The 26,880-nt window shown below is 71.1% G+C and carries 27 protein-coding genes and 2 rRNA genes; 10 read left to right on the top strand and 19 right to left on the bottom strand.

What is annotated here, in order from left to right; genetic code table 11:
* Positions 1–12: 12 nt before the first annotated feature.
* From tagF to icmH, 3 genes are read right to left on the bottom strand one after another with little or no spacing between them, the layout of a single operon-like run.
* A complete protein-coding gene (gene tagF / locus DS837_RS06845) occupies positions 13–657 on the bottom strand; it encodes a type VI secretion system-associated protein TagF (RefSeq protein WP_014239131.1) in 645 nt (214 codons plus the stop codon).
* Positions 657–2,648 carry a type VI secretion system membrane subunit TssM gene (gene tssM / locus DS837_RS06840; protein WP_247889807.1) on the bottom strand — a complete coding sequence of 664 codons (1,992 nt, stop codon included), beginning with the start codon at positions 2,646–2,648 and terminating at the stop codon, positions 657–659. The genes tagF and tssM overlap by 1 nt, the downstream gene beginning before the upstream one ends.
* A 10-nt stretch (positions 2,649–2,658) precedes the next feature.
* Positions 2,659–4,002, bottom strand: coding sequence for a type IVB secretion system protein IcmH/DotU (gene icmH / locus DS837_RS06835; protein WP_149164067.1), 1,344 nt, complete (start codon positions 4,000–4,002; stop codon positions 2,659–2,661).
* 101 nt (positions 4,003–4,103) lie between these two features.
* Here icmH and DS837_RS06830 point away from each other — a divergent pair, with 101 nt between their 5' ends.
* Positions 4,104–4,493: an STAS domain-containing protein gene (locus DS837_RS06830; protein WP_170295770.1), complete on the top strand. Its 390-nt coding sequence runs from the start codon at positions 4,104–4,106 to the stop codon at positions 4,491–4,493.
* Between the two features lies 1 nt (position 4,494).
* On the opposite strand, the gene DS837_RS31980 is transcribed toward DS837_RS06830, so the two are convergent.
* From DS837_RS31980 to msrB, 3 genes are all read right to left on the bottom strand, one after another.
* The gene (locus DS837_RS31980) at positions 4,495–4,665 is read right to left on the bottom strand and encodes a hypothetical protein (RefSeq protein WP_170295769.1); all 171 of its coding nucleotides are present in this window, start codon (positions 4,663–4,665) and stop codon (positions 4,495–4,497) included.
* A 139-nt stretch (positions 4,666–4,804) separates the two neighbouring features.
* Entirely contained in the window at positions 4,805–5,824 is a 1,020-nt protein-coding gene (locus DS837_RS06825; RefSeq protein ID WP_149164065.1) for an LLM class flavin-dependent oxidoreductase, read from the bottom strand.
* A 167-nt stretch (positions 5,825–5,991) separates the two neighbouring features.
* On the bottom strand, positions 5,992–6,486 hold the full coding sequence (gene msrB, locus DS837_RS06820) for a peptide-methionine (R)-S-oxide reductase MsrB (RefSeq protein WP_149164064.1): 495 nt from the start codon (positions 6,484–6,486) through the stop codon (positions 5,992–5,994).
* Positions 6,487–6,605: 119 nt separating this feature from the next.
* Here msrB and DS837_RS06815 point away from each other — a divergent pair, with 119 nt between their 5' ends.
* Positions 6,606–7,292 carry a dienelactone hydrolase family protein gene (locus DS837_RS06815; RefSeq protein WP_149164063.1) on the top strand — a complete coding sequence of 229 codons (687 nt, stop codon included), beginning with the start codon at positions 6,606–6,608 and terminating at the stop codon, positions 7,290–7,292.
* Positions 7,293–7,350: 58 nt separating this feature from the next.
* Here DS837_RS06815 and DS837_RS06810 read toward each other — a convergent pair whose 3' ends face one another.
* The 4 genes from DS837_RS06810 to DS837_RS06795 form a co-directional block, all read right to left on the bottom strand.
* Positions 7,351–8,982 (bottom strand): alpha-D-glucose phosphate-specific phosphoglucomutase, encoded by a 1,632-nt coding sequence (locus tag DS837_RS06810; RefSeq protein WP_149164062.1) that lies wholly within the window; start codon positions 8,980–8,982, stop codon positions 7,351–7,353.
* A 148-nt stretch (positions 8,983–9,130) separates the two neighbouring features.
* Positions 9,131–9,961 carry a cold-shock protein gene (locus tag DS837_RS33040; protein WP_149164061.1) on the bottom strand — a complete coding sequence of 277 codons (831 nt, stop codon included), beginning with the start codon at positions 9,959–9,961 and terminating at the stop codon, positions 9,131–9,133.
* Between the two features lie 151 nt (positions 9,962–10,112).
* On the bottom strand, positions 10,113–10,328 hold the full coding sequence (locus tag DS837_RS06800; protein ID WP_149164060.1) for a hypothetical protein: 216 nt from the start codon (positions 10,326–10,328) through the stop codon (positions 10,113–10,115).
* Positions 10,328–10,888, bottom strand: a complete 561-nt coding sequence (locus tag DS837_RS06795; protein WP_149164059.1) for a hypothetical protein — start codon at positions 10,886–10,888, stop codon at positions 10,328–10,330. The genes DS837_RS06800 and DS837_RS06795 overlap by 1 nt, the downstream gene beginning before the upstream one ends.
* A gap of 156 nt (positions 10,889–11,044) precedes the next feature.
* Between DS837_RS06795 and DS837_RS06790 the strand changes: the two genes are divergently transcribed.
* From DS837_RS06790 to DS837_RS06775, 4 genes are all read left to right on the top strand, one after another.
* The gene (locus DS837_RS06790; RefSeq protein ID WP_149164058.1) at positions 11,045–11,836 is read left to right on the top strand and encodes a nucleotidyltransferase family protein; all 792 of its coding nucleotides are present in this window, start codon (positions 11,045–11,047) and stop codon (positions 11,834–11,836) included.
* Complete coding sequence (locus tag DS837_RS06785; protein ID WP_149164057.1) at positions 11,829–12,560, top strand: metallophosphoesterase family protein; 732 nt, start codon at positions 11,829–11,831, stop codon at positions 12,558–12,560. Before DS837_RS06790 ends, DS837_RS06785 begins: the two co-directional genes overlap by 8 nt.
* 128 nt (positions 12,561–12,688) lie before the next feature.
* The gene (locus DS837_RS06780; protein WP_149164056.1) at positions 12,689–13,600 is read left to right on the top strand and encodes a DMT family transporter; all 912 of its coding nucleotides are present in this window, start codon (positions 12,689–12,691) and stop codon (positions 13,598–13,600) included.
* A 117-nt stretch (positions 13,601–13,717) separates the two neighbouring features.
* A complete protein-coding gene (locus DS837_RS06775) occupies positions 13,718–14,230 on the top strand; it encodes a MarR family winged helix-turn-helix transcriptional regulator (RefSeq protein WP_149164055.1) in 513 nt (170 codons plus the stop codon).
* Between the two features lie 3 nt (positions 14,231–14,233).
* On the opposite strand, the gene DS837_RS06770 is transcribed toward DS837_RS06775, so the two are convergent.
* From DS837_RS06770 to DS837_RS06750, 5 genes are all read right to left on the bottom strand, one after another.
* Complete coding sequence (locus DS837_RS06770; RefSeq protein ID WP_149164054.1) at positions 14,234–15,010, bottom strand: ABC transporter ATP-binding protein; 777 nt, start codon at positions 15,008–15,010, stop codon at positions 14,234–14,236.
* A complete protein-coding gene (locus DS837_RS06765) occupies positions 15,007–15,987 on the bottom strand; it encodes an ABC transporter ATP-binding protein (RefSeq protein WP_149164053.1) in 981 nt (326 codons plus the stop codon). Before DS837_RS06765 ends, DS837_RS06770 begins: the two co-directional genes overlap by 4 nt.
* A complete protein-coding gene (gene nikC, locus DS837_RS06760) occupies positions 15,984–16,895 on the bottom strand; it encodes a nickel transporter permease (protein ID WP_149164052.1) in 912 nt (303 codons plus the stop codon). Before nikC ends, DS837_RS06765 begins: the two co-directional genes overlap by 4 nt.
* An 8-nt stretch (positions 16,896–16,903) precedes the next feature.
* Positions 16,904–17,923, bottom strand: a complete 1,020-nt coding sequence (locus DS837_RS06755) for an ABC transporter permease (RefSeq protein ID WP_149164051.1) — start codon at positions 17,921–17,923, stop codon at positions 16,904–16,906.
* Between the two features lie 207 nt (positions 17,924–18,130).
* Positions 18,131–19,738: an ABC transporter substrate-binding protein gene (locus tag DS837_RS06750; protein WP_149164050.1), complete on the bottom strand. Its 1,608-nt coding sequence runs from the start codon at positions 19,736–19,738 to the stop codon at positions 18,131–18,133.
* Positions 19,739–19,966: 228 nt separating this feature from the next.
* On the opposite strand from DS837_RS06750, the gene DS837_RS31975 reads away from it, so the two are divergent.
* Both DS837_RS31975 and DS837_RS06745 read left to right on the top strand, forming a co-directional pair.
* Complete coding sequence (locus DS837_RS31975) at positions 19,967–20,125, top strand: hypothetical protein (protein ID WP_170295768.1); 159 nt, start codon at positions 19,967–19,969, stop codon at positions 20,123–20,125.
* A gap of 58 nt (positions 20,126–20,183) precedes the next feature.
* Entirely contained in the window at positions 20,184–20,405 is a 222-nt protein-coding gene (locus DS837_RS06745) for a hypothetical protein (RefSeq protein WP_014239111.1), read from the top strand.
* Positions 20,406–20,426: 21 nt separating this feature from the next.
* Here the strand turns inward: DS837_RS06745 and DS837_RS33035 are convergent, their stop codons facing one another.
* Complete coding sequence (locus DS837_RS33035) at positions 20,427–22,247, bottom strand: tetratricopeptide repeat protein (protein WP_211102138.1); 1,821 nt, start codon at positions 22,245–22,247, stop codon at positions 20,427–20,429.
* Between the two features lie 45 nt (positions 22,248–22,292).
* Here DS837_RS33035 and DS837_RS06735 point away from each other — a divergent pair, with 45 nt between their 5' ends.
* Positions 22,293–22,700 (top strand): hypothetical protein, encoded by a 408-nt coding sequence (locus tag DS837_RS06735; protein WP_149164049.1) that lies wholly within the window; start codon positions 22,293–22,295, stop codon positions 22,698–22,700.
* Between the two features lie 9 nt (positions 22,701–22,709).
* On the opposite strand, the gene DS837_RS06730 is transcribed toward DS837_RS06735, so the two are convergent.
* Positions 22,710–24,284 (bottom strand): helicase HerA domain-containing protein, encoded by a 1,575-nt coding sequence (locus DS837_RS06730; protein ID WP_149164048.1) that lies wholly within the window; start codon positions 24,282–24,284, stop codon positions 22,710–22,712.
* Positions 24,285–24,468: 184 nt separating this feature from the next.
* Here DS837_RS06730 and DS837_RS06725 point away from each other — a divergent pair, with 184 nt between their 5' ends.
* Positions 24,469–26,337, top strand: coding sequence for a bifunctional diguanylate cyclase/phosphodiesterase (locus DS837_RS06725; protein ID WP_247889806.1), 1,869 nt, complete (start codon positions 24,469–24,471; stop codon positions 26,335–26,337).
* Between the two features lie 155 nt (positions 26,338–26,492).
* Here DS837_RS06725 and rrf read toward each other — a convergent pair.
* Positions 26,493–26,608 (bottom strand): 5S ribosomal RNA (gene rrf, locus DS837_RS06720).
* 132 nt (positions 26,609–26,740) lie between these two features.
* Positions 26,741–26,880 (bottom strand): 23S ribosomal RNA (locus tag DS837_RS06715); the annotation flags it as partial.

Raw genomic sequence — 26,880 nt, 5'->3', positions numbered from 1 at the left:
TGCCCACTCCCCCTACCCGTCCAGATCGTCCCAGCCCCGCCGCTCCCAGGCGCCGTCGATGAAGGCCGCGGCGCGGGACGAGCGCGGCAGGCCGCAGCAGGTCAGCACCGAGGGCGGAACCCGCCCGCCGCCGCGGCTCCACCACAGGCTGGCGCGGGGCGGCAGCGGGCCGACGCGCTCCTCGACCACGGTCGCGACGGTCGGGTCGGCGCCGTTCGGTTCCGGGCGGCCCAGGATCGCCATGCGGGCGGGCAGCGCGTCCACGTCGGCCCCGGCGCGGCAGGCGTCGGCAGCGATGGATTCCGCGCGGGTGAACCAGTGCAGGCAGGCCACCGGCACCACGGCCAGATCGGTGCCGTAGGGCAGAGTGCCGACGATGGTGAAGGGGTACTGCCGCCCCACCCGGTCGGCGCTGGGCATCATGATGCCGGCCAGCGGCGGCTCCCCGCACAGGCCGGGCGACAGGGCGAAGCGCCAGACCGGGGCCGATTGGAACAGCCGCTCCCAGGGCGAGCCGAGCTGGCGCACCGCCGCGTCGAGAACCTCCGTCAGCCAGGCGTCCCAGGGAAGCAGCACGCCGCGCGGCAGGCCGTAGCCCACGAAATCACCGCGCGCCGGCACCTTCCCGTGGAAGCCCACCGCGAAACCGGGGCTCATCAGCCGGCCCCGCCGTCGTTGGGGGGGCGGGGCATCGGCGCGGTCGGCTGGCCCAGCACGTCGAGGACGCGCGACACCAGCGCCTCGTCCGGCGGCACCGGGGCGAAGCCGGCCTCGACCAGCGCCGCCAGATGGTCGCCGAGCGCCCGGCGCTCCGCCTCATGGGCGGCGCCGGGGAGCGTGCGCTGCCAGTCGGCGGCCAGCCATTCGGCCAGGACCGCCGGGTCCAGCGGCTCCCGCCCGCCGATCATGGCGTAGGCGCGCAGGCTCTGCCGCAGCAGGTCGGGCCGCGCCCAGCCGGTGCGCAGCTGCTCCTCCAGCCGCAGCACGATGCGCGACAGGAACACGCTGCGCAGCGCCCGCCGGTAAACCTCCTCGGCGGGCAGGCCGACGCGCTCCCCCTGCGACAGGCCGAAGCCGAGCAGGGACGCCCGCCGCTCCGCCCGCTCGGTCCAGCCGGCCGGCAGGGCGCGCAGCGCGTCGAGCGCCGGCAGGACGGCGAGAAAGTCGGAATCCTCCACCCGCGTCAGCGAGCGCGGCGGGGTGTCGAGGGCGCGCAGCCGCTCCTCCGCCACCGCCACGGCGGCCTCCGCCCGCACCAGCAGCGCCTCGTTGGCGCGGTGGCTGCTCAGCCCGGCCAGCCCGAGCAGCACACCCGCCGCCGCCGTCCCGCCGAGCGCCCAGACATGGCGCCGCCGCCGCGCCCGCTCCAGCGCGCGGTCCACCCCGACCATGTTGGCCTCGGGGAAGACCACCTCGGGCAGCAGCCGCTCCAGGAAGAAGGTCTGGGCCGGCGATTCCGCGGAGGCGCCGGGCTGGGTGGCGCTGGTCAGGTAGATGCCGCGCAGCAGCGGCACCGCCTCGTTGGCCTCCGCGGTGAAGGCGGTGTCGACGAGGTCGGCCAGCGCCGCCTCGAAGCCCGCCATGCGCAGCGGAAAGGCGAAGGCGTCGCCGCGCCGCTGGATGTCCGGCTCCTGGTGCAGCCGTTCGGGAAGCCGCTCCTCCAGCCGGCGCAGCAGCGCCGCGTACTGCGCGTGGAAGCTGGCCAGCGGGCCGGGCGGCAGGTCCTCCACCGGGAAGGTGATGCCCCAGATCTGGGCGCGCTCCGCCCGGTCCAGCGGGTCGAAATAGGTGGTGAAGCCGTCGACGAGGTCGGCCTTGGTGCACAGCAGATAGACCGGCACGCGGATGCCGAGATGGGCGCGCAGCTCGCCCAGCCGCTGGCGGATGGTGATGGCGTGGTTGTGCCGCTCCGCGTCGCTCCAGGAGGCGAGGTCGGTCAGGCTGATGGTCAGAAGCACGCCGTTCACCGGCTGGCGCGGGCGGTGCTCCTTCAGCAGGTCGAGCAGGCCGGACCAGACGCGGCCGTCGATGGCGCGGCGGCTGTCCTGGGTGGTGTAGCGGCCCGCCGTGTCGATCAGCACCGCCTCGTCGGTGAACCACCAGTCGCAGTTGCGCGTGCCGCCCAGATTCTGCACCGGCATGCCGTCCAGCCCGCCGCCCAGCGCCGCGCCCAGCCGGGCGTTGGCCAGCGCCGTCGTCTTGCCCGAGCCGGGGGCGCCGATCACCAGATACCAGGGAAGCTGGTAGAGATACTGGCCGCCCCAGCGCGCGCCGAAGCGCTGCGTCTTCAGCCGGTCGATCACCGCGTCCAGCCGCTCGCGCACCGTGCCCAGCTCGTCCAGCGACGCCTTCAGCTCGGGATCGCGGGACGCCGCCAGCGCCTCGACGAAGCGGGCGTTGGCGGCGCTCTGCCGGCCGTCCTCGTGCCGGTTCAGCGCGTACCACAGGCCGAGCAGGACCAGCGCCGGCAGCAGGCGGGCGAGACCGCCGAAGCCGAGCAGCGGCATCACCGCCCAGCCGAGCAGCCCGACCGACAGGGCGACCGCGAGCGTGGTCCACCAGCGCAGGCGCGGCGCCATCGCCGGATCGGCGCGGCGGACCCTGCCCTGGGGCGTCTTGGAGCGGGTGTGCGGGGACGGTTCGCTCATGGACCGCGGCCTATTCGGGGTAGAGGCGGACATCGACGCGCCGGTTGGCGCCCCGGTTGGCCGGCGTGGTGTTGGGGGCCAGCGGCTCGCGCTCGCCCCGCCCTTCGGCGGTCAGGCGCTCGGCGCCCAGCGTGCGCTCCAGGATCTTCAGCACGGCCACCGCCCGCGCCTCGGTCAGCGCCTCCGGCGTCGGCAGCCCGCCGCCGCGCGGCGTCTGGTCGTCGGTGTGGGCGACCACCACCACGCGCCCGGCCTCGGGACCCAGCGCCTGCCCGACGCGGTCGACCACGGCGCGGTAGCGGGCGCGGATGGCGTCGCTGCCGGTGGCGAACATGCCCGCCCCCTCGATGCGGATGACCAACGCCCCGTCGTCGCCGGCCAGCACCGCCACGGCGCCGGAGCGGATTTCCGGCTGGAGCAGGGCGGTCACCCGGACGGCCAGCGCCGGCCCCGCGCTGGGCGGCGGCGGCGGGACGGTGCGGACCAGCTCCAGCGGCCGGTCGGGAAGCAGCGCGCCCAGCCGCGTCACCACCGCGTCCGCCCGGCCGCCCAGCGAGGCCGACAGGGTCAGGAACAGCCCGCCGAGCAGCGTCGCCACCGCCACCGCGGCCAGCCAGGGCGGCAGCACATGCCCCAGCGGGCGGAAGCGTTCGGCGACGCCCCGCCATTGCGGCGACAGCGCGCGCTCCCGCTCGCCGCGCAGGCGGCGCAGCACGCGGAACAGCTCGTCCCGCAGATGGGCGAGGTCGTGGGCGCCGCGCGGCTTGTCGCGGAACTTGCCCTCGAAGCCCAGCGACAGGCAGGCGTAGAACAGCTCCAGCTCCAGCCGGTGCAGGCGCGGGTCGCTCAGCATGGTGTCGAGCAGGTCGAAGAAGCGGTCCGGCCCGCCGGCGCCGGGATCGACCACCACCGCCAGCCCCTCGCGCGCCCAGCGGCAGCGCGCCCCCCAGGGGGTGGCCCGCACCACATCGTCCAGCATGGTGCACAGGGCGAAGCGGGCGACGCGCACCTCCTCCGGCGGGACGCCGATGGCGGCGGCCTCCGCCTCGAAGCGGCGGACCTCGGCGAGGATGGCGTCGCGCAAGCCTTCCGGGTTCTCGTGGCCCGAGCGTTCGCGCAGCGACCCGGCGAGGTCGAGCAGCGGCCCGGCGGCGGCCAGCAACGGGTTCAGCGCCCCGCGCAGCCGCGCCGGCTGGTCCGGCGGCGCCTCCGCCTGCGGGCGGTCCTCCGGGGCCACGGCGGGCCCCGCCGCGAGGAAGGCCGGGAGAGCGCGCGGCCCGCCGCCGGACTCGTCGGAAAACTCCCCGCCGTCCCGCAGCCCCGCCCCGCCGCCGAAGCGTCCGTCCGATTCCATGCCCCCGCCGCCGCTCTGCTGTATGATGATCCGTGTGATGGGAATTCCCCCGCCGGAGGAGGTATAGCAGGCCCAGCCGGATGGGGAAATCGGAGGGTTTGATGCAAATCGCGGAAGAGGTGCGCGGCGACGTGACGATCCTGAGCCCGGTGGGGCCGATCGACAGCGCCGCCGCCCCCCGGTTCGAGGCGCGGCTGTTCGCAGCACTGACCCCCGCCGCCTCGGATGAGCCTGGAAAGACGCCGGCCGGGCTGGTGCTCGACCTGTCGGCGGTGACCCAGCTGACCCCGGCGGGGCTGCGCTCGCTGCTGCTGGCGGTGCGGCAGGCGCGGCCGGGCGCGGGAAACGCCGGCGGGCGGTCCGGTGTGCGGATCGTGCTGGCGGCGGTGCCCGGCCCGATCCGCGGCGTGCTGGAGGAGGCCGGGCTGGCGGCGCTGCTGGAAAGCCACGGCGACCTCGACGCCGCCGTGCGCGCCGCCTCACGACAATGAACTAATCCATATTGCGAAGACTGGAATCATAGAGCTGCTGCGCCAGGATAGTCTTCAACAGGGCCTCGACGGTAACGCTCATGTAGCGCGCCTGCTGTTCCAGACGCCGATAGACGTCGAGCGGGAGATCAAGCGTCACGTTGACCCTGCTGGCGTGGGGAAACTCAGGCATATCCCCTCTCCATCTCTGTGAACCGCGTCACGCGACGCCGGGCCACAGACGATAGGACTCCCCTCCGGCGCGGTCCATGGCGCAGTCCGCGAAGCGCGCTGTGCGGTTGCGCCGGACCGCTCCCCCAATTTGGAGCGCGTCAGGCCGCGGCCCGCAGCGCCCCATGGACCTCCGCCAGGATTTCGTAGGAGCGCACCCGCGCCGCGTGGTCGTGGATGGCCGAGGCCACCATGATCTCGTCGGCCCCGGTTTCGGCGAGGAAGGACTCCAGCCCGCGCCGCACCGTCTCCGCCGAGCCGACGAAGGAGCAGGACAGCATGTTCATCGCCTGCGCCTTCTCCAGCGGCGACCAGAAGCTCTCGATGTCGTCGATGGGCGGCGGCAATTGGCCGCGGGTGCCGCGGATCAGCCGGGCGAAGCTCTGCTGGGCGGAGGTGAAGAGCCGGCGCGCCTCGGCGTCGGTCTCGGCGGCGACGACGTTCACCCCGACCATGGCGTGGGGCCGGTCGAGCTGCGCCGAGGGCGTGAAATTCTCCCGGTAGACCTGCAGCGCCCGCATCAGTGCGTCCGGCGCGAAGTGCGAGGCGAAGGCGTAGGGCAGGCCGAAGGCCGCCGCCAGCTGCGCGCCGAACAGGCTGGAGCCGAGGATCCACAGCGGCACCTCGGTTCCGGCGCCGGGCACCGCCTGCACGCGCTGGCCCGGCTGGACGGGACCGAGCAGGGCCTGAAGCTCCAGCACGTCCTGGGGGAACTGCTCCGCCACCGACGGGTCGCGGCGCAGGGCGCGCAGCGTCATCTGGTCGGTGCCGGGCGCCCGGCCCAGCCCGAGGTCGATGCGGCCGGGGAACAGCGATTCCAGCGTGCCGAACTGCTCGGCGATCACCAGTGGCGAGTGGTTGGGCAGCATGATGCCGCCGGCGCCGACGCGGATGGTTGCGGTGCCCGCCGCCACATGGCCGATGACGACGGAGGTCGCGGCGCTGGCGATGCCGGTCATGTTGTGGTGCTCGGCCAGCCAGTAGCGGCGGTAGCCCAGCCGCTCGGCGTGCCGGGCGAGGTCCAGCGTGTTGCGCAGCGCGTCGCCCGGCGTGCTGCCTTCCGGCACCGGGGCGAGGTCGAGGACGGAGATGGGCGGGCGGGATGTGTCGTCGGTCGGCATGAAGGGGGTATCCAATGAAACGGGACGATCGGGGGAGGTGCAGGCTTTGCGAACTTGCCCCCACCCCGGCCCTCCCCCGCGTTGCGGGAGAGGGTGCCTTCCGCGAAGCGGCGGCAGTCCCCTCCACCTCGTAGAGGGGGAGGGCTAGGGAGGGGGCAGAACGCCCGCTAGAACGCCGCCCCCTCCTCCACCCAATCCTGAACGCTCCTCGCCGGCGCCTGCCCTTCCGGCAGGAAGGCCAGCGAGACGGAGTTGATGCAGAAGCGCATCCCGGTCGGCGGCGGGCCGTCGGGGAAGACGTGGCCCTGGTGGCTGCCGCAACGGGCGCACAGCGTCTCCACCCGCACCATGCCGTAGCTGTTGTCCTGCACCAGCTTCAGATGCGCGTTCTCGTAGGGCGCGGTGAAGCTGGGCCAGCCGGTGCCGGATTCGAACTTCGTCCCGGAGCGGAACAGCGGCAGGCCGCACAGACGGCAGGCGTAGATGCCCGGATTCTTGTTGTCGAGCAGGCCGCCGCAGAAGGGCGCCTCCGTCCCGTGGCTGAGCAGGACGTGCCGCTCCTCGTCCGACAGGCGCTCCACCAGCACCGCGCGCTGGTCCGGCGTCGGCGGCGTCAGGTCGAAGGGTCCGGCGGTCGGGGAACGGTCGGCGGGGGCGGACATCGGGCGGCTCCAGTGACGGGGTGACGGTCCTAGGGGATATGGGCCGGTCGGTCGCGGATGACACCCGGCGTCAGGCTGCTATCTTCCCTGCACGGAACGAATGGAGGGAGAGACCAGCCATGACCGGCACGACCACCGGAACGACCGGCGCCTGGACGCACCTGACCGCCTCCGACGGGCACCGGCTGACCGCCTACGAAGCCCGGCCCGTCGGGCCGGAAAAGGGGCGGCTTCTGATCGTCCAGGAGATTTTCGGGATCAACAGCCACATCCGCCGCGTCTGCGACGGCTACGCGGCGGACGGCTACCACACGCTGGCCCCCGCCCTGTTCGACCGGGCGCAGCGCGGGGTGGAGCTGCCCTACGACGAGGCCGGCGTCCAGCGTGGCCGCGAGTTGATGGGCGCGATCAGCGTCGACGACGCGCTGACCGACGTGGCGGCGGGGCTCGCCCATCTCGGCGGGGCGGAGGGGGCGGCCGTCGCCGGCTATTGCTGGGGCGGCACCATCGCCTGGGCCGCCGCGTCGCGCCTGCCGGTCCGCGCCGCCGTCGCCTATTACGGCGGCGGCATCGGCAACCGGCTGGCCGAGGCGCCGCGCGCCCCCGTGCTGCTGCATTTCGGCGAGACGGACCACGCCATTCCCTTGACGGTGGCCGAAGCGGTGCGCCAGCGCCATCCCGCCGCCATCACGCACCTCTATCGGGCCGGCCACGGCTTCAACTGCGACGAGCGCGCCAGCTACGACGCGGCCAGCGCCGCCCTGGCCAAGCGGCGCACGCTGGGCCTGCTCCAGGCGGTGTTCTGAAAAAGAAAAAGGCCCTTCCCCCAGCGTGGGAGGAAGGGCCTTCTTTCAGAACAAATCTTTAGGTGGCGACATCCGGCTTGGTGCGCCCGGTGTGGCGTTCGATGCCGGCCAGCTCCGCCGCCAGATCGGCCAGCGGCTTCAGCGCCGCGGGGGCGTCCAGCCCATGCTCGCCGCCGACCGGCTCGTACCGCTCGAAATAGACGCGCAGCGTGGCGCCCGACGTACCGGTGCCGGACAGGCGGTAGACGATGCGCGACCCGTCCTCGAACCCGACGCGCAAGCCCTGCCGCTCCGACCGGCTGCCGTCCACCGGGTCGGTGTAGGCGAACTCGTCCGCCGCCGCGACGGTGCGCCCATCGAGAACCGTGCCGGCCAGCCCCGACAGCTTCCCGCGCAGCTCGGCGATCAGGGCGTCGGCGGCCTCCTGCGGGATGGCCTCGTAATCGTGGCGGCCGTAATAGGTGCGCCCGTAGGTGCCCCAATGCTCGTCCATCAGCTCGGCGACCGACAGGCCGCGGGCGGCCAGCACGTTGAGCCACATCAGGACGGCCCACAGCCCGTCCTTCTCGCGCACATGGTCGGCGCCGGTGCCGAAGCTCTCCTCGCCGCACAGGTTGATGCGCCCGGCGTCGAGCAGCGTGCCGAAGAACTTCCAACCCGTCGGCGTCTCGTAGCAGGCGATGCCCAGCTTGGCCGCCACGCGGTCCACCGCCCGGCTGGTCGGCATCGAGCGGGCGACGCCCGCCAGACCGCCCTTAAAGGCCGGGACATGGGTGGCGTTGGCGGCCAGCACGGCGAGGCTGTCGCTGGGCGAGACGAAGACGTTGCGGCCCAGGATCATGTTGCGGTCGCCGTCACCGTCCGAGGCGGCGCCGAAGTCCGGCGCGTCCGGCCCGAACAGCCGCCCGACCAGCTCCTCCGCATGGGCGAGGTTCGGGTCGGGGTGATGCCCGCCGAAATCCTCCAGCGGCGTGCCGTTGATGACGGTGCCGGCGGGGGCGCCCAGACGGCGCTCCAGGATCTCCGTGGCGTAGGGGCCGGTGACCGCGTGCATGGCGTCGAACACCATGCGGAAGCCCGACGCGAACAGCTTGCGGATCGCCGCCATGTCGAACAGCGAGTCCATCAGCTCCGCGTAGTCGGCCACCGGATCGATGACCTCCACCGCCATGCCGCCGAGCGCCGTCTCGCCGAGCCGGTCGAGGTCGAGATCCGGCGATTCCAGCGTCTTGTACGCGTCGATGGCCTTGGAGCGGGCGAAGAAGGCGTCGGTCAGCGATTCCGGCGCCGGGCCGCCGTTGGCGGCGTTGAACTTGATGCCGAAATCGCCGTCCGGGCCGCCGGGGTTGTGGCTGGCCGACAGGATCACGCCGCCGATGGCGCCGCGCTTGCGGATGACGCAGGAGGCCGCCGGGGTGGACAGGATGCCGCCGCGTCCGACCACCGCGCGCGCGACGCCGTTGGCCGCGGCCATGCGCAGGATGGTCTGAACGGCGGTGCGGTTGTGGTACCGCCCGTCGCCGCCGATCACCAGCGTGGCGCCGGACAGGCCGTCGACGCAGTCGAAGATGGATTGGACGAAGTTTTCCAGATAGCGCGGCTGCTCAAAGACCTTCACGGCCTTGCGCAGCCCGGAGGTGCCGGGCTTCTGGCCGTCGAAGGGCGTGGTCGGACAGGTGACGGGAACCACTGGACGTCCTCTCTTGGTCGTGTCGGGCCGGGGCGGCGTGCCGTCGCACCGCCGCCCCGCTCCGCCACGATGCGCGGCTTTGCGCCGCCGTTCAACCGGGCCGAACGACACCTTACCTTCGGAAGCCCAACTTCAATGGACCGACGCTTTACGCCTCTTCGACCGAGACGGCTTCCGGACCCTTGTCGCCTTGGCGGACGGAGATGCGGACGCGTTGGCCGTCGTTCAGCCCCTGCAGGCCCGAGCGCTCCACCGCCTTGATGTGAACGAACACGTCCTGGCCGCCGCCGTCCTGGGCGATGAAGCCGAAGCCCTTGGTGGCGTTGAACCACTTCACGGTGCCCTCGGTCTGGGTGGCCGGGCCGCCCGCCGCCGGACGGCGCGGGCCAGCGAAGCCGCCACGGTCACCGCCCCGATCGCCACCGCGATCGTTGAAGCCCCGATCGCCACCGTGATCGTTGAAGCCCCGATCGCCGCCGCGATCGTTGAAGCCCCGATCGCCGCCGCGATCGTTGAAGCCACGGCTGTCGCCCCGGCCACCGAACCCGCGATCACCGCCACGATCACCGCCGCGATCCCCACCCCGGTCGTTGAAACCACGGTTGCCGAATCCGCGCTCGCCCCCGCGATCGTTGCGGTCGCCGAAGCCGCCCCGCTCACCGAACGACGAGCGCGGGCCCTGGGCACGGGCGGGGCGCGCCGGGACAGCGGTGGAGGTGTCGACCGAATGGAGGGCGGAGACCTGGTTGCCCTTGCGTCCCTCGACGATGTCCACCACGACGGTGGCGCCGTCCGGCAGGGACTCGTGGCCGGCGGTGCCGACGATGGCGGCGGGGATCAGGGCGTCGGGCGACCCGTCCTCGAACTTGACGAAGCCGAAGCCGCGGGTCGGATCGTACCACTTGACGGTGGCCTGAACCTGGGTGCCGAGGACGACGGGCTGGCGGTAGACGTGCTGGCGCGGGGGTTGACGGTGCATGAGACCCACTGAACTCCAAAAGGCGACTCGGCACCGGCCTCCGGTGCCCGACAGAAGACATCGCCTTTCCCCGCGCGAATCACAAGACCGCAAGCGTGCCGTTTCGCGCGCCTGCGGTCCTGGTGCCATTTTTCTCCCGGATGGGCCTCTCTCAGATCAGCCGCTCGGGGTTCGGCGGCGGTTCCTCCGGGGGAACGGGGATGGCGTCCGGCGGCTCCTTGATCGGAGGCCGCGACGGGTCGCCGGGCATGTCCGGCATGCCGGGCGGCGGCACCGGCATGTCGGGGGTGGGCGGTGACGGAGGAAGGGGACCCGCAATACTCAGGTCGGCGGCCATCAGTTCGGCCATCATCCGCGTTGTCGCCATCAGCCGCCCCCGCCCATCGTACCACCCGTCGCTCCCGGCGCGGCGCGGGTCAGGCCGCGCGCTTTGTCCAGCGATTCCATGCAAAGCGGCTCGTTGCCGTCCTTCGCGGCGGAGCGCGCGGCGGTCACCAGCGATTCGATCTGGGCGTTGCGCGCCGCCTGCCCCATCGACCCGCTCTCCATCGAGGAGCCGCTGTTCGGCGCGGCGTCGGGCCGCACCGCCGGGGCGGTCGGCATGGGAGCGCCGGTGCGCGGCGGCTCGATCACCGCCCGGTCGCCCGAGGCCGGCGGCGCCACCACCCCGCCCGAGCGGGCGAGCTGGTCCGGCGTCGTCCCGGAACTCCCGCCCAAACCTCCATCGGGCAAGGCTCCATCCCCCGCGGTGGAGCCGGAGCTGCCCGGCGGCGTCGCGACCGGCGGCGGGCTGGCCGACAGGTTGTTCTCGGCGGCGAAGCGGTCGACCAGCGCGGCGCAGCTTCCCTGCGCCAGAGCGGGACCGGCGCCGCACAGCACGAGGCCGGCGGCGAGCAAAAGGCCCTGTGGGATCGGATGTCGTGCCATCGGTTGCCTCCCCATCAGCAATACCACCCTCAACCGGCGTAGCGGTGCTGCGGTTCCGCCTGCCTTTTTCCCGCCATGACCACCATTCGATGGTGCCGTTTCACCCGCTCCTCCTGTTGAAGGCGCGACGGACAACGGCGGGGGAGAGGGGGCGCGATGGACGGCAACCGTGAAAGCCGGGGGCGCGAAAGCCGGGGGCGCGAAGGCCGTGCGGATGTCTCGGCCGAGGCCGAGGCCTTCTACACGGAAAGCCTGAAGGTCCTGAAGGAGTCCGGCATACCCTTCCTGCTGGGCGGCACCTACGCGCTCAGCGCCTACACCGGGATCACCCGGCCGACCAAGGACATCGACATCTTCTGCCGGGGCGGCGACTTTCCGCGCATCCTCGCGCATTTCCAGGACCGCGGCTTCGGAACCGAGATCGAGGACGAGCGCTGGATCGGCAAGGTCCTGCACGGCGACCTGTTCTTCGACGTGATCTTCAACTCCGCCGCCGCCATCAACCCGGTCAACGACCGCTGGTTCGAGGAGGATCACCGCGCGCTGGTCTGCGGCGCCGACGTCCAACTCATCCCGCCGACGGAAATGGTCTTCTCCAAGGCCTTCGTGCAGATGCGGCACAAGTACGACGGTCCCGACGTCGCCCACATGATCCTCAAGCAGCACGCCCACATCGACTGGAAACGGCTGCTCGGCCACATGGAGCAGTACTGGGAGGTGCTGCTGATGCACGTCCTGAACTTCCGCTTCATCTACCCGACGGAGCGCGACCACATCCCCGGCTGGCTGTTGCAGGAGCTTCTGGACCGGCTGAACGAGCGCGCGAAGCTGCCGGTGCCGCAGACCCGCATTTGCCGGGGGCGGCTGTTCTCGCGCGAGGATTATCGGATCGACGTCACGGACTGGGGGTTCGCCGACGTCGTCGGCGAGGAAACCAAGCATGGCTGAACACACTCGGACTGAAGGAACCATCAAGGTCGCCGCCATCGGCGACATCCATGTGGGGGAAACATCCACCCATCCCTACCGCGAGCTGTTCCAGGAGATCGCCGACCGGGCGGACGTCCTGGCGCTGGCCGGCGACCTGACCAACCACGGCAAGCCGCGCGAGGCCGAGGTGCTGGCCGAGGATCTGCGCGCCATCGGCATCCCGGTGGTCGCCGTGCTGGGCAACCACGACCACGAATGCGGCCATGTCGAGGAGCTTCAGCGCATCCTGGAGCAGGCGGGCGTCCGCTTCCTCGACGGCAACCCGGTGGAGATCCGCGGCGTCGGCTTCGCCGGGGTGAAGGGCTTCGGCGGCGGGTTCGAGAACCGCATGCTCGACGCCTTCGGCGAACCCGCGATCAAGCAGTTCGTGCACGAGGCGGTGAACGAGGCCATGCGGCTGGAAAGCGCCCTGCGCCAGCTGGAAACCGAGCGGACGATGGTCGTGCTGCACTACGCGCCCATCGCCGAGACGGTGCGCGGCGAGCCGACCGAGATCTATCCCTTCCTCGGCTCCTCCCGTCTGGCGGAGACCATCGACCGCTTCCACGTCCAGGCGGTCGTCCATGGCCACGCCCACCACGGCAGCTACGCCGGCAAGACCCTGCGCGGCACACCGGTCTACAACGTCGCCCAGACCATCGAGAAGGAGTCGGGGAGGCCGTACGCGCTGATCGAGTTGTAAAGCATCGGCTTCGATTGCCCACACTCCCGCCATGCGACCGCCGCGCTACCGCCCCGGCGGGGTTCCGGATAGGGTGCGGCCACGATGCCCCAGCCTGCGCCCCACCCTGCCCTTCCGAAGCTCCCATCATGCTGACCGCCAACCTCGCCGCCCTGGGCGCCGCGCTCTGCTGGGCGGCCAGCGGGCTGATCGCCATCGGCCCGGTGCGGGCCATCGGCTCGGTCGCCTTCAACCGCCTGCGCATGAGCATCGTCTTCGTCGGCACGGCGCTGGCCGCGACGCTGCTCGGTGGCTGGCAGACGCTCGACCTGCAAGGGGCGGCGATCCTGGCGCTGTCCGGCGCGGTCGGCATCGTGATGGGCGACACCGCGCTGTTCTGGGCGCTGGGGCGCATCGGACCGCGCCGCAATTCGGTCATCTACGCCACCAACGCGCCGATCACCGCGCTGCTCGCCTGGGCCGTGCTGGGGGAGGCGCTGGGGCCGTGGACGGCGGTCGGCATCGCGCTGGTCACCGCCGGGGTGATGCTGGCGATCTTCTTCCGCGCCAGCCCGGTGCCGAACGGCACCGGCACCGTTCCCCATGACTGGGAGTCGGTGCGGGGCCGCCTGCTGGTCGGCGTCGGCGCCTGCCTGATCGCGGCCGTCTGCCAAGCCGCCGGTTCGGTCATCGCCCGGCCGGTGATGGCGGCGGGGGCCGATCCCATCGCGGCGGCGGCGGTGCGCGTCGGCATGTCGGGGCTGCTGCTGTTCGCGGGTGGGCTGCTGCCCGGCCAGCGCTTCGGCTTCGGCCCCGGCCTGACGCCGCGCATCTTCGCCCAGGTGGTGGTGAACGGCTTCATCGGTCTGGGGCTGGGCATGACGCTGCTGCTGATCGGGCTGGCCCACGGCAACGCCGGCGTGGTCGCCACCCTGTCGGCCACCAGCCCGGTGCTGATCCTGCCGATGCTGTGGGTCTGGACCCGCCAGCGTCCGGGGGCCGGCGCCTGGGCGGGCGCCATCGTGGCGGTGCTGGGCGTGGCGCTGATCGTAAATCGTTGAGGGTGGCCGCTGACGCGGACCGAAATTTTTATCTGAAACGGTTGCGTCCGCCAATTTCCGGGGCAGGATGGAGAAACCGGCATCCGGTTCCCGCATTCCGATAAGGCGCGACACCCCATGGCCTCCCCCCGCCGCAAGCGTTCCGGCGCCGATCCCGCCGCGCCGGTGCTGCATCTGACCCGCTTCCTGCCCTACCGCCTGGCGGTGCTGTCCAACACAGTCAGCCACACGGTGGCGAAGCTGTACGAGAAGCGATTTGGCATCACCATCCCGGAATGGCGGGTCATCGCCGTGCTGGGCGGCGGCGAGACGCTGAGCGCGGGGGAGATCGCCCAGCGCACCGCCATGGACAAGGTGCAGGTCAGCCGGGCGATCAGCCGGATGCTCGATTCGGCGCTGATCCTGCGCGAATCGGGCGCCACCGACCGCCGCAAGGCGCAGCTGACCCTGACGCCCAAGGCGCTGGCGATCTACACGGAGATCGTGCCCCTCGCGCTCGCCTACGAGCGGGAGTTGACCGGCGCGCTCACGGAGGAGGAGATGGGCCAGCTCGACGGCCTGCTGGCCAAGCTCCAGGCCCAGGCCGACGCGCTGGCCGCCCGCCCAGGCCCGCCGCCCGAGGCGGGGTGACCCTCACGCGAAGTCCTTGAAGCTGTCCGCCGCCGCGCGGTCGTAGCCCTGGCTGGCGCGCAGGAGCTGGCGCGTGTAGTCCTCCCGCGCGGCACCCCGGCGCAGGGCGTCCACCTCCATCTCCTCGACGACGCGGCCCCGGTTCATCACCGCCAGCCGGTCGCACATGGTGGCGACCACCGCCAGATTGTGGCTGACCAGCACGTAGGTCAGCGCGTGCTCCGCCCGCAGCCGCTTCAGCAGGTTGAGGATTTCCGCCTGCACCGACACGTCGAGCGCCGAGGTCGGCTCGTCCAGCAGCAGCACGCGCGGCTCCAGCACCAGGGCGCGGGCGATGGCGACGCGCTGGCGCTGCCCGCCGGAGAGCTGGTGCGGGTAGCGGAAGCGGAACTGCGGCCCCAGCCCGACGTCGCGCAGCACCCGATCGATCCGCGCGTCGGCGTCGCGCAGGCCATGGATGGCGATGGGCTCGGCCAGGATGCGGTCGATGGTGTGGCGCGGGTGCAGCGAGCCGTAGGGATCCTGGAAAACCATCTGGCAGGACTTGAAGAAGCCCTTCTCGCGGCGACGCCCCTGCGCGGCGCCGGCCACGGCGATGGACCCGGTCCAGTCGTGGTTCAGCCCGACGACGGCGCGCAGCACGGTGGACTTGCCCGACCCCGACTCGCCGACCAGCCCGAAGCTCTCGCCCTCCCGCACGGCGAAGGACACCCCCTGCACGGCGGCCACCGCATCGGCGCCATGGCCGAAGGTGACGCGCAGATCCTTGACGTCGATCATCGCCCGCCCTCCGCCCCATGTCCCCTCTCCCCCCTGGGGAGAGGGTTAGGGTGAGGGGGTTGCGCTTTTGCCGAACCTTCCGGCGATGCCGACGCCCCCTCACCCCGACCCTCTCCCCGGGGGGGAGAGGGGGGGAAATCCTCCAGCCAGGACGGGTCGCGCGCCAGCACCGGCAGCTCCGCCCGCGTGTCGTCCAGGCGCGGCAGGCTGTCGAGCAGGCCGCGGGTGTAGGGGTGCTTCGCCGCGTGCAGCTCCGACGCGCGGCAGGTCTCGACCACCCGGCCGGCGTACATGATGAGGATGCGGTCGCAGAAGGACGCCACGAGGTTCAGGTCGTGGCTGACGAAGATCATCCCCATGCCACGGCGGGAGCACAGCTCGTCCATGATCGCCAGCACCTGCATCTGCACCGTGACGTCGAGCGCCGAGGTCGGCTCGTCGGCGATCAGCAGGTCGGGGTTGGGGATCAGCATCATGGCGATCATGATGCGCTGGCCCATGCCGCCCGACACCTCGTGCGGGTAGAGGCCGTAGACGCGCTCCGGGTTGCGGATGCGCACGGCCTCCAGCATCTCCAGCGTGCGCCGCTTCGCCTCCGCCGTGCCGGCGCTGGAATGGACGCGGTAGGCCTCGGCGATCTGGGCGCCGATGGTCATCACCGGGTTCAGCGAGAATTTCGGGTCCTGCATGACCATGGAGATGCGCCGCCCGCGGATGCCGCGCAGCCGCTTCTCCGGCAGGGTCAACAGGTCCTCGCCCTGGAAGCTCAGCCGGTCGGCGGTGACGGTGCCGGGCGGCGGGACCAGCCGCAGGATGGCCCGCCCGGTCATCGACTTGCCGGAGCCGGATTCGCCGACGATGCCCAGCTTTTCCCGGCCCACGGTGAAGGAGACGCCGCGCACCGCCTGCGTCACGCCCGTCCGGGTGGGGAAGGAGATGCGGAGGTTCTCGACCTCCAGCAGAGGTTTGTCGCTCATTGGCCTTTGGGGTCCAGAACGTCGCGCAGGCCGTCGCCCAGCAGGTTGAAGCCCAGGCTGACCACGAAGATGGCGATGCCGGGCATGGTGGCGACCCACCACTGCTCCAGCACATACTGGCGCCCGGTGGCGATCATCGCGCCCCATTCCGGGGCGGGCGGCTGCGCGCCGAGGCCGAGGAAGCCCAGCCCCGCCGCCGTCAGGATGATCCCCGCCATGTCCAGCGTCACCCGCACGATCAGCGAGGAGGAGCAGAGCGGCACCACATGGCCGAGGATGATCCGCGGCGTCGAGGCGCCCTGGAGCCTTGCGGCGCTGATGAAGTCGCTCTTGCGGATGGTGATCGTCTCGGCCCGCGCGATGCGGGCGTAGGGCGGCCAGCTGGTGATCGCGATGGCGATGATGGCGTTCTCGATGCCCGGCCCCAGCGCCGAGACGAAGGCCAGCGCCAGGATCAGCTTCGGGAAGGCCAGGAAGATGTCGGTGACGCGCATCAGAACCGCGTCCACCCAGCCGCCGAGATAGCCCGCCACCGTCCCGATCAGCAGCCCGGCGACCGGCGCCGTCACCGCGACCAGCGCCACGATCATCAGCGTCAGGCGGGAGCCGTAGAGGATGCGCGTCAGGATGTCCCGGCCGAAGGCGTCGGTGCCCAGCCAGTGCGCCGCGCTGGGCGGCAGCAGACGCTGCGACAGGTCCTGCGTGTAGGGATCGTAGGGCGCGAGCAGCGGGGCCAGCGCCGCCATCAGCACCAGCAGCAGCACGATGCCAAGCCCGATCATGGCCAGCCGGTTGCGCGCGAAGGCCAGCCAGCCCAGATAGACCCGGCCCAGCCGCGCCTGCCCGCGGGACTGCGGCGTCTCCGCCGTCAACCACGCCCGCAGGCCATTTTCAACAGCGTGCGTCATCGTGCCCCTCATCGCGCACGGGGGTCCAGCAAACGGTACAGCAGGTCGGACAGCAGGTTCAGGCCGATGAAGACCGCCCCGACCACCAGCGTGCCGCCCAGCACCGCGTTCATGTCCGCCGACAGCAGCGAGTTGGTGATGTAGAGCCCCAGCCCCGGCCAGGCGAACACCGTCTCCGTCAGCACCGACCCCTCCAGCAGCGAGGCGTAGGACAGCGCCACCACGGTGGTCAGCGGCACCGCGATGTTGCCCAGCGCGTGGCGCCAGACCACCCGCGCCTCGGACATGCCCTTGACGCGGGCCGTCGTGATGTATTCCTGGCGGAGCTGGTCCAGCATGAAGCTGCGCGTCATGCGCGCGATGTAGGCCACGCTGTAAAGGCCGAGGATGCCGGCCGGCAGCACCAGATGGTGAAGCGCGTTCCAGAACACATCGCTCTCGCCGGCCAGCAGGGCGTCCACCGTGATGACCCCGGTTACCGGATCGACCAGCCCCTCGTAGAAGACGTCCACCCGCCCCGGCCCCGGCGCCCAGTCGAGCCGCGCGTAGAAGACCAGCAGCGCCATCAGCCCCAGCCAGAAGATCGGGATGGAATGGCCGATCAGCCCGATCACCCGGATCAGATGGTCCGGCCAGCGCCCGCGATGAACGGCGGCCATCACCCCCGCCGGGATGCCCAGCAGCACGCCGACGACCAGCGCGGCGGTGGCGAGCTCCAGAGTCGCCGGAAAGACGCGCAGGACATCCTCCAGCACCGGGCGGGAGGTCAGCACCGAGGTGCCGAAATCGCCCTGGAGCACGTCGCCGACATAGCGCAGGAACTGCTGCCACAGCGGCAGGTCCAGCCCCAGCTCCTGCCGGACGCGGGCGTAGGTGTCGGCGGACACGCGGTCGCCGACCACGGAGATCACCGGGTCGATGGGCACCACGCGCCCGATCAGGAAGGTGACGAGCAGGAGGCCGAGGACGGTCAACGCCACCGAGACGAGCAACCCCGCCCCGCGAATCGCATGACGCCGCCCCGGCATCCCCGGTCGTTTCAAGATAGCGGCCAAGTTTCACCCGACATGAGTTCAAGGTCCCTCTCCCGCCCCGGGAGAGGGAGGGGACCCGTGCAAAGCACGGGAAGGGTGAGGGTGCCGCCGAGGATCAGCGTCTCGATCCTCGCACGACCCTCACCCGGCGCCTTCGGCGCCACCCTCTCCCGGGACGGGAGAGGGGATGGGCGGCCCGCCTTATTTCTTGCTGACCTTCCAGTAGTAGTTGCTGTCGAAGCTCGGACCCCAGACCAGCCCTTCGACGTTGCTGCGCTCCGCGATCACCTCGGTCTGCTGGAACATGATGACGAAAGGCGACGTCTCTAGAACCTCGCGCTGAAGCTCCTGGTACATCGCGGCGCGCTTGGCGGCGTCGCGCTCCTCGACCGCGGCGGCGGTCTTCTTGGTCAGCTCGGGAATGTCCCAGGCGTTGCGCCAGGACAGCGGCTTGGCCTTCGCGTCGTCGGCGTTGTCCGGGTTGGCGGCGAAAGTGTCGGCGTTGGTGTTCGGGTCTTGGTAGTCGGCGCCCCACTGGTACAGCAGCGCCTCGTGGTTGCGGGCGCGGTACTTGGTGACCACCTGCTTGCCGTCCGCCGGCAGCAGCTTGACCGTGATGCCCGCCGCCGCGGCGCTGCCCTGGATGGCCTGGGCCATGTCCATGCTGGGCGAGGTGTTGCGGACGTCCATCGTCACCGTGATGCCGTCCGGATAGCCCGCTTGGCGGAGCAGCTCCTTCGCCTTGGCCGGATCGTACGTGTACGGGTTCTCCTCCAGCGCGCCGAGGAAGCCCTTGGGCAGGAAGGCCTGATGGACGGTGCCCAGCCCGTTCATGATGGTCTTCGCCATGCCGTCGTAATCCACGGCGTACTTGAAGGCCTTGCGCACGTCGGGCTTGGCCAGCACCTCGTTCTTCTGGTTCAGGCCGAAATAATAGAGCGTGCCCTTGGGCGCCTGGACGATGCGGATCTTGTCGTTGCCGCGCAGCGGCTCGAACTGCTCCGGCTTCAGGTTGCGGGCCACGTCCACGTCGCCCTTCTCCAGCAGCAGGCGCTGGGTCGCCGGTTCCGCGATGTGGCGGATCAGCACGCGCTTCACGGCGGGGGCGCCGCCCCAGTAATTGGCATTGGCCTCCAGCGACAGAAGCTCGCTGGCCTTCCACTGGCGCAGGACGAAGGGACCGGACCCGGCGGAGTTGGCCTTCAGGAAGGCGGCGCCGAAGTCGCCGTTGACCTCCTTGCTCTTGACCAGCTTGGAATCGACCACGCCGGAGACGTCGGCGGTCAGGCAATAGAGCACGAAGGTCGGGGCGTAGGTCTTGTCCGTCTCGAACACCAGGGTGCGCGGGTTGGTCGCGCGGACCTTCTGGTCGACATTCTCCGGCGTCAGACCGAACTGGGTCAGGATGAAGGCTGGCCCCTTGTTCATCTTCACGGCGCGCTGGAGCGAGTAGGCCACGTCCTCCGCCGTCAGCGGGTTGCCGGAGTGGAACTTGATGCCGTCGCGGATGGTGAAGGTGAAGGTCTTGCCGTCGTCGGAGACGGTCCAGCTTTCCGCCACCTGCCCGTAGATCTTGCTGACGTCGTTGACGTCGAAGCGGATCAGCCGGTCATAGACCTGGGCGCCGTATTCCGCCCCCGACAGCTCGAAGATCTCGCCGGGATCGAGCGTCACGATGTCGTCGAACTGCCAAGCCATGACCAGCGTGTCCTTCGGCGTGTCGGCCAGGACTGGCGTGGCCGCAAGACCGAAGGAAAGTCCGGCGGACAGAAGGGCGGCACCGGCCAGACGGCGCGCGAGCGTGTTCATGGTTCCCATACTCCCTGCGTGATCCCGGAACGACCCCGGACGGGGCGAATTCTCTTTGGAATTCTTAGCGGTTAACGGCCGGATGATCCGGCGGCGCGGGTTCGCCTGTCAAGCGGGCGGCGGTCATAGCGCTCCCCATGATCGGACGCGAATGCCGTACCCCGGTCCGGGATGGGCTTGCCGGCCCCGCCCGTCCGTCCACATCACTGGCAAAGCGATGGAGGACCCATGGACCAGGACCGCGAGAACGGCCAGTCGCGCGTGCCCAAGCCGCCCAGCCGCGACGAGGTGGAAAAGATCAGCGACGCCCAACGCTACATCACCGACGACTGGACCGGCGACGGGGGAAAACCGGAGGACCGGCCCACCAACGGCAGTGGACGTTGAGTCCAGGGTCGTCCCCACGTAGCCTCGTCCATCAAGGACCACTCACGCGGGGACGACCATGATCGGAAACGACGGAAAGCCGGTGTCGAAGGAGGGGCTGCGCCAGCACCTCGCCGCCTACAACACGCAGTCGCGCGGCTCGAAGGAGTTCGCGGCGATCCCGCGCGCTCTGGTCACCGTCTGCGACAACCTGAAGGCCGGCAAGACCACCTACGTGAAGTGCCTGGACGGCCAGTTGCAGCTGTCCCGGCGCAAGGACAACAGCGTACAGGCGGCGTAGCGGCCCGTCACCCCTCGCCCTTCACCCCTCCCCCTTCACCGGGAAATCGAACCAGGGCAGGCGCAGGAACTCACAGTCCCGCAGCCGGGGCGTCCGCCCGCGCCGCGTCCAGTCGTAGAGAACGGCGTAGGGCGCCGCCTGGTCCAGCGTCCAGGCCGCCTCGCCCCGGTCGAAGAACCAGCCGATGTAGGCGCCGACGAGCCCGAGGAACTCCCGCCCCGCCGCGGTCGGCGCGATGCCGAGGAAGCTGACGATGATGTCGTCGAACGGCCCGCGGGCGCGGCGGTCGCGCATGATGGTCAGGTCCCAGCCCGCCCCGTCGCGCAGGTCGGGTGGAAGCGGCGCCGTGCATCGGGCGTCGATGTCGGTGATGAAGACCGGCGCCCCCGTCCATCCCAGCAGGTCCCGGGCCACGAAGAAGCGCGCGCAGGCGTAATAGGTGGTCTCCGCCCCCGGCGCGTGGACGGACAGGTCGATGCGCTCCAGCGACCACGACAGCCGCCCCGGCTGGGCGGCGCAGCGGCGGTCCAGATCGGCGCGATCCTCCGCACCGGGATTGACGATGTGGACATGCACGCGGTTGCCCGGCGCATCCTTGAGGGCATGGGACAGGAACCAGCCGCCGAACCGCCTCCAATAGCCGGAATCGACGCTGACCAGTAGGATCGCGCCACCACCAGCCGCGGGCGGAACCGGCATCGACCGTTCCCCCGCCTCCGCGATGCGCGGCCGATACCCGGAGAGCGTGTCGAGGAAGACCGGGCGCGCATCGACCTGCCGCCATTTCGCCGTCTGCGGGTCGGCGCGGATCGCCTCCTCCGACCAGCCGCGCAGATACCGCCGGGCAAGCCGCGAGGCGGTCACCAATCGCCCCCGGCGGTAGAGACTGTGTGCGATACAGGCGGCCGCCGCGCCATCCCCCGGCGCGCACCGTAGCCGGTCCCGTGCCCGCTCGGCGATCCGCTCCAGCCGCGCATCGTCCAGCATGCCGCGATGGATGGTCAGCACGGCGGTGCGGAACAGCGCCACCTCCGCCACCTCCCCCGTTCCGTAATCCAGCGCCTCCAAAAACAGGTCGAGGACACGGCCCAGCGGCTCGCCCCAACTCGCCTCCGGGCGGTCGGCGCGGGGGAACTCCGGCAGGGCGCCGCTGGCCTGCAAAGTCGCCATCGCAAGGTTGCTCAGCGCCGCACCATTGCCCGGACACAGCCGCGCCGCACGGCCATAGCCCCTCACCGCCCCGTCGGCCTCCGCCGCCGCCAGCCGCGCCCGTCCCACGGCCGCCCAGGCGTCGGCGCTGTCCGGCGCCAGGGACAGCGCGTGGGCCAGCCAGCGTTCCGCCGCCGTCGGCTCCGGCCCGCCAGCCAGCAGCCGCCCCGCCGCCAGCGCCGCCGCCCCATAGCCGGGATCGATCCGCAGGGCGGCGCGGAAGCATATCAACGCCTCTTCCACCCGCCCCAGATCGCCGAGCGCCAGCCCCCGGTTGAAGGCCGCCTTGGCCCGCCCCGGCTCCAGCGCCAGGGCGCGCGCGTGCTGCCCGGCCGCCCGAACCGCATCGCCGCCGGTACGGCGCAGGCTGCCGAGATTGTCGTGATAGTCCGCCGCCTCCGGGTCCAGTGTGATGGCTTGGGTGATCAACGACACCGCGTCCTCGCCCCGCCCGGTCTGGCCCGCCAGGACGCCCAGCAGATGCAGCGCGTCGGCCTGCCGCGGATCGGCGTCGAGAATGGCCCGGTAGATCCCGGCGGCCTCGCCCATCCGTCCGGCCCGGTGGTGACCAATGGCGATGGCGTAGGCTTCGGACAGGCTGACCATGACGACTCCGGGCTTCGCTTGCGACATCGCGCCCGTTTGCGGAAGCGCGCCATCCCTCTACCATCGCGGGTCATGAGAACCGATCCCGACGGCCTTCCCCATCATGACGACCGCCGCGCCCTGGCGGAAGCCCTGCGCGCCGCTCTGACGCAGCGCTGTCCGGACGCCGACGCCGATCTGGTCGCGGCGATCGGGGCCATGGCGGCCAGCCGCTTCTTCGGGGTGCGCTTCCGCGCCGAGGGCAACGCCGCCCGCGCCTGGGTCGCCCGCCGCCCCAACCCCGACGTGTTCGAGGTCTGGGACCCCGCCACCGGCGCCTGGGATTTCGTCGAACGCCTGCCCGATCCCTCGCTCCACCAGCCGACGCCGGAGGGCACCGCGCGCATCGCCGCCAAAGCGCAGGAGGCGATGGCCGCGGTCGCCGCCGCCGGGCGTCTGGCCCACGCCCTGGCCGCCGGGATCGAGCCGGACGACGAATAGAAAGCCCGCTCAGGCGGTGGCGAACAGCCCGCCGTCCTCCGGCCCATCCGACCCGTCTTCGGCGTTCGGGTCGGCGTTCGGATCGCCCAGAGCGGTTTCCCAGCCCAGCGCCGGCAGGGCGATGCTGCGCGTGTTGCCCAGCCCGCTGCGCGTGGCGACGAAGCCGCGCTGCTCCATGTAGGTCAGCAGGCGCCGCGCCCGCCCGCGCGACCGGCTGCCGCAGGCGCGGGCCACGTCGGCGTCGGACGGGCAGGGCAGATGGTCCAGCGCCGCGCGGGCCAGCAGCAGGAAGACGACCTGGATGTCCTCCGGCAGGGTGGCCGCCACCTGCGTCGCCTTCTCCCAGGCGGGATTTTCTTCGGTGCCATCCCCCGCCCCGGCGCGGGCCGCCGCCAGCTTGCGCCGGAAGGCCGGCAATTCCAGAAGCTCGCCCCGCACCCCCTGCGTCCGGCAGCGCACCAGGAAATCCTGATACAGCACGGCGATGGAGCGGTAGGGCGCCTCCGGATCGGCCAGAACCGCGCGCAGGATCGCCTCGTAGGCGGCTTTGCGCTCCGCCGCCTGCTCCGGGGTTTCCGGCTCCTCCAGGGGCAGCGCGGGGGCGGCGTCCTCGGCCGCCGGCTCCGCCGGCAGGGGGCGCGGGCGGGAAAGCTGGGCCAGCAGATCGGCGCTGGCGCTGGTCGAGGGGCGCCGCACCGCCAAGCGCGGCGGCTCCGGCTCGCCCGGCCTGAAGATCAGCTCCCGCGCGTCCTCCAGCGTGGTGTCGGGCAGCGGCATCAGCTTCGGGCTGCCGGCCCGCCCCTGCGTCTCCACCGCACCGATGCGCAGCGGCAGCGGACGGCGCGAGATGGCCGGGCCGAGCGCGATGAAATGGCCGCGCTCCAGGTCGCGGAACATCTCCGCGGTGCGGCGCTCCATGCCCAGCAGGTCGGCGGCGCGGGCCATGTCGATGTCGAGGAAGGTGCGGCCCATCAGGAAGTTGGACGCCTCCGCCGCCACGTTCTTGGCCAGCTTGGCGAGGCGCTGCGTGGCGATCACCCCGGCCAGCCCGCGCTTGCGGCCGCGGCACATCAGGTTGGTCATGGCGCCCAGCGAGACCTTGCGCGCCTCGTCCGACACCTCGCCGGCGGCGGAAGGGGCGAAGAGCTGCGCCTCGTCCACCACCACCAGCATGGGGTACCAGTGGTCGCGGTCGGCGTCGAACAGCCCGCCGAGGAAGGCCGCGGCGTGGCGCATCTGCAGGTCCGCGTCCAGCCCCTCCAGGTTCAGCACGACGGAGACGCGGTGCTGGCGCACGCGGGCGGCGACGCTCTGCAGGGCGGCCTCGCTGTGCTCGTCGGCGTTCACCACGATGTGGCCGAAGCGCTCGGCCAGAGTCACGAAGTCGCCCTCGGGGTCGATCACCGCCTGCTGCACCCAGCGCGCGCTCTGCTCGATCAGGCGGCGCAGCAGATGCGACTTGCCGGAGCCGGAGTTGCCCTGCACCAGCAGGCGGGTCGCCAGCAGCTCCTCGAGATCCAGCATCGCCGACGCTCCCGTCGCGCCAGCCGTCATGGCCGCCCCCATGTCGATGCCGACCTTCATGCCCCGCCGCCTCCCAGATCCGCCATCGTCTGCGTTGAAGCGCACCCCTATAGCGCAAAGCGGGTCCGGGGTGCGAAGGGCATTTTGGATCGTCCTCCGCGCAGACGCCTTGCCTTTGTCACGAAATCGAAAAGATCATCCGCTACAAGATGGGCTTGCCCGCGACGAACATGGACAGCCGGCGGTGGACGAAGCCATGGCCTCGGTGCCAGCAGAAGAATGGGACGAACGCTCCGGCACCCCGGCGGGGAGCGCCCGCAAGGCCGCGCTGCCGGCGGAATGGACCCGTCTTCTGGCCGGGCTGTCGGTCGCCTTTCAGCCCATCGTGCAGATGCGGACCGGGCGCTGCCACGGCATGGAGGCGCTGCTGCGCGGCCTGGAGCGCAGCCCCTTCGCCAGCCCCAACGACCTGCTGGACACCGCCTGCATGCAGGGCCTGCTGGCCGAGGTCGAATGCGCCCTGCACGCCAAGGCGGTGGCGGCCTTCCGCGCGCTGGACCACTGGCCGAACGCCAAGCTGTTCCTGAACATCGACGCGCGGGTGGTCGGGGTGGCCGGTTCCCCCTGGCTGCCCCCCTTCGCGCTGGATGGCGGCGCATCCGACCCGCGCCTGACCATCAGCTTGGAAATCTCCGAGCGGCGCGAGCTTCGCCCCGACCACAGCATCGAGCAGGCCATCGACCGCTACCGGCAGGCGGGCATCGGGGTGGCGCTGGACGATTTCGGTGTCGGCTTCGCCGGGCTCCGGCTGCTCTACGAATCCAAGCCCGACTATCTCAAGATCGACCGCTACTTCGTCGCCGGCATCGACCACGACACGCGCAAGCGGGCCATCGCCCACGCGCTGGTCGGCTACGCCCACGCGCTCGGCATCCTCATCATCGCCGAGGGGGTGGAGACGGAGAAGGAATTCTACACCTGCCGCGATCTCGGCTGCGACTTCGCCCAGGGCTATCTGATCGCCCGGCCCAGCGTGGATCTGCGCGCCATTCCCGAACGCTACGGCATCGTCGAGGAGATGAACCGCCGGGACCGCCGCAAGCCGAACGAGGCCCGTCTCCGCCTGTCCGAGGTGATCGAGCGGCAGACGCCGCTGGCGGTCAATTCCCCGAAGACGGAGCTTCTCGACTATTTCCGCGGCGACGACAGCCCGTCCATCGCCCCCATCGTCGACCGCCAGCAGCGCCCGCTGGGGCTGATCCGCGAGCGCGACCTGAAGCGCTTCGTCTATTCCCGCTTCGGCAGCGAGCTTCTGCGCAACAAGGGGCTGGGCGACACGCTGCTCGATCTGGTGGTGAAAAGCCCGGTCTGCGACATCTCCACCCCGCTCGACCAGGTGATCGAAGCCTTCTCGGCGGAGGAGGCCAGCGACGGTATCATCATCATTGAAGGCGGCGAGTATGCCGGCTTCCTGTCCAGCGGCGCGCTGATCCGTCTGGTGCACGAGCGCAACCTCGCCATGGCCGCGGACCAGAACCCGCTGACCCGTTTGCCGGGCAACGCCGCCATCGTGCGCCACATCGAGCGGGCCCTTCAGGAGCAGGACCGCGGGCATGTCCTGGCCTATCTCGACTTCGACAACTTCAAGCCCTTCAACGACCGTTTCGGCTTCCGCCAGGGCGACCGCGCCATCCTGATGTTCAGCGAGCGGCTGAAGGCCTGGGCCTCGGGCAACGGCGGCTTCGCCGGCCACATCGGCGGCGACGATTTCTTCGTCGCCCTCAGCGGCGCCGCGGACGAGGACGCGCTCGCCCGCGTGGCGGACCTCGTCGCGCAATTCCGCTCCGACGCGGAGAGCCTCTACGATCCGGAGGCGCGGGAGGCCGGCTGTTTCGAGGGCAAGGACCGCTACGGCGCGGTGCGGCGTTTCCCGCTGCTGTCGGCCAGCGGCGTCGCCGTGGTGATCTCTCCCGGCGTGCATCGCCTGACCTCCGACGCGATCAACACCGCCATCGCCGGCCACAAGGCCATCGCCAAGGAAAGCCCCGACAAGCTCTGCACCGTCCACTTCCCGCCCTTCTGTCCCCTCCCCTGCGCAGCGGGGGAGGGTTAGGGAGGGGGCCCGCAGCGACGGCCAGGCACAACGAAAAAGCCGGCGCCTCCCACAGGGGAAAGCGCCGGCCTTGCCGTTCATGGAGCCGATTGTCAAGTGTTTGTGTGAAACCTGCTGCGTCCACGTCCTTGGATGGCGTGGCGTGTGCCGTGGTGACCTGGCGGCGACCTACTCTCCCACGTCTTAAGACGCAGTACCATCGGCGCTGAGGCGTTTCACGGCCGAGTTCGGAATGGGATCGGGTGTTGGGAGCCTCGCCATGACCACCAGGTCACCAAGGCACACGCGAACCATCCGGACAGGGACGGCAGAGGTTTCGTTAAGTGAGGACGTTTTCTGCATGCTTGCGGTGTTGGCTCGTTGCGTCCAGGGCTTGCCGCTGCGCGCGGGCCGCCGTCTGGAGAGGATCAAGCCGATCGAGCGATTAGTAAGGCTCAGCTTCAGGCGTTGCCGCCCGTCCACATGCCTCCTATCGACGTGATGGTCTGTCACGGCTCTCAAGGGAGTTCTGGTTTTGAGGTGGGTTTCCCGCTTAGATGCTTT

The sequence above is a fragment of the Azospirillum brasilense genome (genome assembly GCF_008365405.1).
Taxonomy (GTDB): domain Bacteria; phylum Pseudomonadota; class Alphaproteobacteria; order Azospirillales; family Azospirillaceae; genus Azospirillum; species Azospirillum brasilense_D.
The sequence above is the reverse complement of the archived record's forward strand: the minus strand, read 5'-3'. Positions and strand labels throughout refer to the sequence as shown.